The organism is Blastomonas sp., from assembly GCF_041747255.1.
Lineage (GTDB): Bacteria > Pseudomonadota > Alphaproteobacteria > Sphingomonadales > Sphingomonadaceae > Blastomonas.
In genome coordinates, this window is the sequence record NZ_JBGTFM010000310.1 from 1 (window position 1) to 5,808 (window position 5,808).

The 5,808-nt window shown below is 60.5% G+C and carries 4 protein-coding genes; 2 read left to right on the forward strand and 2 right to left on the reverse strand.

The window, feature by feature from the left end; translation table 11 throughout:
* Positions 1-412: 412 nt before the first annotated feature.
* Together ACEW8G_RS10630 and ACEW8G_RS10635 are read right to left on the reverse strand one after the other, a co-directional pair.
* Positions 413-1,735, reverse strand: coding sequence for a sigma-54-dependent transcriptional regulator (locus ACEW8G_RS10630; RefSeq protein ID WP_373488394.1), 1,323 nt, complete (start codon positions 1,733-1,735; stop codon positions 413-415).
* The gene (locus tag ACEW8G_RS10635) at positions 1,732-3,393 is read right to left on the reverse strand and encodes an ATP-binding protein (protein ID WP_373488395.1); all 1,662 of its coding nucleotides are present in this window, start codon (positions 3,391-3,393) and stop codon (positions 1,732-1,734) included. Before ACEW8G_RS10635 ends, ACEW8G_RS10630 begins: the two co-directional genes overlap by 4 nt.
* Positions 3,394-3,614: 221 nt before the next feature.
* Between ACEW8G_RS10635 and ACEW8G_RS10640 the strand changes: the two genes are divergently transcribed.
* Positions 3,615-5,006: a dicarboxylate/amino acid:cation symporter gene (locus tag ACEW8G_RS10640; protein WP_373488396.1), complete on the forward strand. Its 1,392-nt coding sequence runs from the start codon at positions 3,615-3,617 to the stop codon at positions 5,004-5,006.
* On the forward strand, positions 5,003-5,808 hold an 806-nt coding region (locus ACEW8G_RS10645), incomplete at its 3' end, for an alpha/beta hydrolase (protein ID WP_373488397.1). The genes ACEW8G_RS10640 and ACEW8G_RS10645, both read left to right, overlap by 4 nt.

A 5,808-nucleotide genomic window follows, 5' to 3' on the forward strand; every position in this document is an offset into this window, starting at 1 on the left:
CCATCGGATCGGGCGAACTGCCGTTCTGTGTCAGGATGTCGAGCTGAAGCGCATCGGGCCACCAGTCGCGATTGGTGCGACCGAGCAACGAGCGCACGCCGCCGTCGCTGGCTGAAAACGGGCAATTGCCGCCCATACCACTTGTCTTCATGTCCATTCGTCATCTCCCCATTATTGATGCCACAATGAAGGTGATTTGACGTGCACAAAAATGACGAAATTCTATCAGTCTGATCGAGAAAATCGATCGAGAATCCTTGCTCATTAGAGCTACCATGTTACGAAGTCGGCGATGGCGATGGTTGCCATGAAGGTCTGCTGCCCGCACGCAGTCGGTTTCACAAAAAACCGGTAGCTGATGCCATCAATCTGGGTCCTGGGATGCGAGTAGCGAATGGTTGATCGAGAGAGACTAACGGAATCTGGCGGGTTTAAGATTGTATTTAGCCAGCTTGTCATAAATCGTTTTGCGGGGCGTTTGCAGAAGATCCTGAAGCCTTGTTATATCACCGCAACATTGCTGGAGCGCATCTTCAAGCACAGTGCGTTCAAAATCGGCGATGATCTGTTGCAGGCTTCGCTGTCCTTGGGTCACTGCAAGGTCTGGGCCGATGTCGGACAGGCCTAGCACGAAGGCACGGGCGTAGCCGCTTAGTTCGTGCAGGTTTCCGGGCCAGCCATAGGCCTGAACAAATCGCCACTGTGCTTCGCCAATGGTTTGTGGCTCCTGTTCAAGCTGGCGAGCGTGCTGCACAACGAAATGCCGGAACAGTTCTGGGATATCCTCACGCCGTGCTGACAACGGCGGCAATTCGATGCGAACCCCGCCCATGCGATGCTCGACCGCGTCTTCGGCCAGCTGCTGATCGCTGCGGGCCCCTGCCGGCAATCGCGACACGATCATGCGCAAGTTGAGCGCCCGTGGTCGGTCAGCCCCAAGCGGCAGGACATTGCGCTGTTCTATCAACATCGACAGACGCGCACGAAGCGGACCGGTTGCCGCGTCGATACCATCCAGAAACAGCGTGCCACCATTGGCCCGTTCTACCAGGCCGGTGCGAGACAGTCCGACGCCAGGGACGCGCCCGAACAGCAACAGTTCGGCATCCTGATGCGCCAGAATGCCGACGTCGATGGTGACAAATGGTCGAGCGCGCCTTGCGCTGAGATCGTGGATCAGCCTCGCAACATGGCTTTTCCCGGTCCCCGCCTCGCCTGCCAGCACCACGTCGATTTCCGACCGCGCCACACCGCCAATCACAGAGTTAAGCCTCTGTGCGGCGGGTGACGACCCCAGCATGGCGCTCTGGGCGCTGCGCCCCATTTCATCCCGCAGACGTCGGTTTTCAAGGGCCAGCGCACGGCGTGCAATCGAGGCCCGGACTGTGCGGATGAGGTGAGCCGAGGAATAAGGCTTGGTCAGGAAATCCGCCGCGCCATTCTTCATCGCGTCAACCGCCATCGCGATGTCACCGTGCCCGGTGGTAAGGATCACAGGCAGTTCAGCGTCAATCTCGCGCAACCGAGCGAAAAACGCGATGCCGTCGATCCCCGGCATGCGCACGTCGCTGACCACCACCCCCGGAAATTCCGGTGTCAACAAGCCAAGCGCGGCCCGTGCGTCGGGGAAGGCCACGACCTCGGCTCCTTCAAGCGTGAGCGCCTGCGTGGTCGCATCGCGCAGCGCCGCGTCGTCCTCGACCAAGGCAACCAGCAAGGCGGCAGCGTCGCTCATGCGACGGGGATCGTGATCGTAAAGCACGTGCCTCTACCCGGATTCTCAAGCATCAGATCCCCACCGTGTTCGCGCATGATATCGCGAGCAATCACCAGACCCAGCCCGATCCCGTCTGGCTTGGTGGTGACAAACGGCTGGAACAAAACTTCGCGGATATCTGCCGGTACGCCCGGCCCGTCATCCTCGACCATGAGTCGACACTGGTCCGGCCCAAGAGCGACGCTAATGGTGATTTTGCCGCCTTCATCACAGGCCTGAATCGCATTTTGTATCAGATTGACCAGAACCTGCTCGAGTTGCACGTGCTGCGCGCGCACGCGAACCTGAGCATGATCGGGCAGGGACAGCCTGATTTTCCGGCGCCTGATCTGATCGCTGAGCAGCAGCAGCGACCCGTCGATCACTTCGGCCAGTGCAATCTCCTTTGGCTCTCGCGGCGCGCGGCGACTGAATTGCAGTGATTCGACCGTAATCTGCCCGATCTTGACCGCAAGCCCGGCGATCTTGCTGAAGTTTCCGGCTGCCTCAACATTGCGCCCGGCTGCGAGCAGTCGCTCACCACTTTCGGCATAGACCTGCATCGCGGCCAGTGGCTGGCGGATTTCGTGGCTAAGCCCGGCGGTAACCTGGCCCAGCGTCGCGAGCCGGTTGGCCTGGTGCAATTGCTCGCGCAGCATCGCGGTTTGTTCCGACAACGCTGCGCTGGCCCGCGCCAGCCGCCGCCGCAGCCAAACCAACACCGCGCTCCCCGCGATCACCAGAAGCATGACGCCCAGCAACACCAGCAGCCTGCCATTGGTAATCGCGGCGTTAAGTCGCGGGCCCGGATCGGACAGCAGATGTAATTCCCAGGCGAGCGGGGCGATCGGCTGGATATTTTCGATCATCGCGAACGGTGCCGTCGCACCTTGAGATGCCGGCAAAGTGAGTGGCGCGAGTTTGGCGATGCCAAAACGCGTGGCATCGCGTTCCGGATCGCGCGGGCTGGTCGGCTGGTTGGCAGTTGCGCGAAATCGCCAGTCGGGATCGCTTGCCAGCAACACCACCCCGTCGGAATCGGTGACAAACACTCCCCCTTTTGCGTCGCGCCATTTGCGCTCAAGATCATCAAACTCCACCTTGACCGCGACCACGCCGAGCGAGCCTGCAGCGGTGTTGACACGCTCGGAAATATAAAGCCCGGGGCGGCGGCTAACCGTGCCCAAGGCGAACTCCGTGAAGGCACCTTCGCCAATCGCGCCGGAAAAATAATCGCGAAAGCCGTAATTTGAGCCGACAAAGCTGTCCGGGCGGTTCCAGTTGCTGGCTGCCAGCGTCAGGCCATCAGCATTCATGATGTAAATTGCGGCCGCATCGGTCTGCTTGGCCAGCGCGGCAAGCCGGCTATTCAGGACGGCTTGTTGGCTGCGATCGCCCGCCAGCAGCGCAGCGACTTCAGGATCAACCGCCAGCACACGCGGCACCAGACTGAACTTGTTGAGTTCACTTTCAAGCCCCGCAGCCAGGATCGCCGCATCATTGCTGGACTCTTCGCGGATTTCGTTGAGCGCAGCCACCCGTGTTGCGCGATCAACCGCGAGTGTCGCCCATGCACCTAACAGCACCACTGCAAACACGGCAAGAATCGGGAGATACCATCGCTCGGTCCTGTACACTTTTGCCCCTTTTGGTTCCCATCCCCACGAGACCTTGTGCGGAATTTCGCACACCCGGCAATTAATTTATGCGGAATTCCGCATATTTTGTGGTCGCATATGAATTAACTTATTGAATTTATGCAATATTTTCTCGCGAGCAGATTTGCTTGCAGCCAGCGGCATTCGCGCTGAAATTATTCGAACAAGAATAAGTTCACCGGGGGGGGGGGACGCGACCCATGGGTTCGCACTCAGATATCACGCCAGAACAGGCAGCGTCGATTCCCCGCCGTAAGCCGTTATATCGGCAGCTTTATGTGCAAGTGCTGACGGCGATCGTACTGGGGGCGCTGCTCGGCCATTTCTTCCCCGAAATCGGCACCGCGCTCAAGCCGCTTGGCGATGGCTTCATCAAGCTCGTCAAGATGATCATCGCACCGGTGATTTTCCTGACCGTGGCCACCGGCATTGCCGGAATGAGCGACATGAAAGCGGTCGGCAGCGTCGCGGGCAAGGCATTTGCCTATTTTCTGTTCTTTTCCACGCTTGCCCTCATCATTGGCCTTGTCGTCGGCAATGTTGTGCGACCGGGTGAGGGGCTGAACATCGACCCGGCCACGCTCGATCCAGGCGCGGTTGCTACCTATACAGAAAGTGCTGAGGCCCAGACCATCAGCGGTTTTCTGCTGAACATCATCCCTGAAACCTTGTTCAGCGCGATGACTGAAGGGCAGATACTGCAGGTGCTGCTGGTGGCGATTCTTGCTGGCGTAGCAATGGCAATGACTCGCCCGGCCAGTGATCTCGTGCTGGATGTATTCGCCTCGTTCAGCCAGGCGGTGTTCAAACTGGTACACATGTTGATGAAGCTGGCGCCGATCGGAGCGTTCGGCGCGATTGCCTTCACCATCGGCGAATTCGGGATCGGTTCACTGGCCAGCCTCGCGGCGCTAGTCGCGACGTTTTACCTGACATCGCTGCTGTTTGTCATCGTGGTGCTGGGCGCGGTTGGCTATTTCAACGGCTTTTCGATCTTCGCGCTGATCCGCTTCCTGCGCGAGGAGTTGCTGCTGGTGCTGGGCACATCTTCCTCCGAAGCGGCGCTGCCGAGCTTGATGGAGAAGATGGAGATCGCCGGCTGCCGCAAGGCAGTGGTGGGGCTGGTGGTGCCGACCGGCTATTCGTTCAATCTCGATGGCACCAATATCTACATGACGCTCGCCGCGCTGTTCATTGCGCAAGCGGTGGGGGTTGATATGAGCATCGGCGAACAGCTGACGCTGGTGCTGGTCGCGATGATCAGTTCCAAGGGCGCGGCAGGGGTAACCGGCGCGGGCTTTGTTATCCTGGCGGCCACGCTTTCGGTTGTGCCCAGCGTGCCGGTTGCGGGCATGGCGCTGATCCTCGGGATCGACCGGTTTATGAGCGAATGCCGCGCGCTCACCAATTTCGTCGGCAACGCGGTGGCGACCATCGTGGTCGCCCGCTGGGAAGGTGCGCTGGACAAGACCCGGCTGGCCGCCGCTATGGCAGGCACACCGCTGCCGCTTCCGACAGATGACATCGAGCGTCATGAACGCAGCGGCCCGGTTAGCGAGACGATCGCCAAAGTGCTGGAAGAGCACCGATGATCGCGCGCCGCACACTGATCGGTCGCAGCGCTGCTCTCGCGCTGCTGGTGAGCGCACTTCCAGTGCTGCCGCTGGCTGCTGCCGCGCCGGAAGAAATCCTGCTGTGGCCGGGCACACCGCCGGGCAGGGGCGGGGTCACGGGGGCGGAAAAGATCGGCGAGGCAGGCGCAGGCTTTGGCGCAGTCTCCAACATCGCGACGTCGCGGATGCGGGTCTATCGTCCGGAGACACCAAATGGCGCTGCGGTGCTGGTGGCAGGCGGCGGCGGCTATTTCCGCATCCAGCTGTGGAAGGAAAGCACACCTGCAGCACAGTGGCTGCAGGCACAGGGCTTTACCGTTTTTGAACTTATCTACCGCCTGCCCAATGACGGCTGGGACGCGAGCGCGCCGTTCATGGATGCGCAGCGGGCGATGAAGATCATCCGCAGCCGGGCGGGCGAATTCGCGGTCGATCCCGCACGAATTGGCATCATGGGCTTTTCTGCAGGCGGGCATCTGGCCGGTTTCACTGCACTCCAACCCGGGCGCGCGCTCTATACCGGGGCCGACGTGCATGAACAGGTATCTGCGCGCCCTGATTTTACGGTGTTGCTGTTCCCGGTGGTCTCGCTGCGCAAGCCGTTCGATACGACCCGCACCCGCCGCGAGATCATCGGCAACAAACCCAGCGCCAAGGCAGAGGCTGAATGGTCGCTCGACACATATGTCAGCGCCGCTGCACCCCCCACCATCATTTTTGCCGCCGCCGATGATCCGATCACGCCGCCGGGCCATAGCGTCCTGTTGTTCGAAAAACTGAT

What these genes read in the sequence shown, in the direction of transcription:
- ACEW8G_RS10630 (WP_373488394.1), bottom strand. Translation starts at nt 1,735, where the DNA reads ATGAGCGACGCTGCCGCCTTGCTGGTTGCCTTGGTCGAGGACGACGCG.
- ACEW8G_RS10640 (WP_373488396.1), top strand. Translation starts at nt 3,615, where the DNA reads ATGGGTTCGCACTCAGATATCACGCCAGAACAGGCAGCGTCGATTCCC.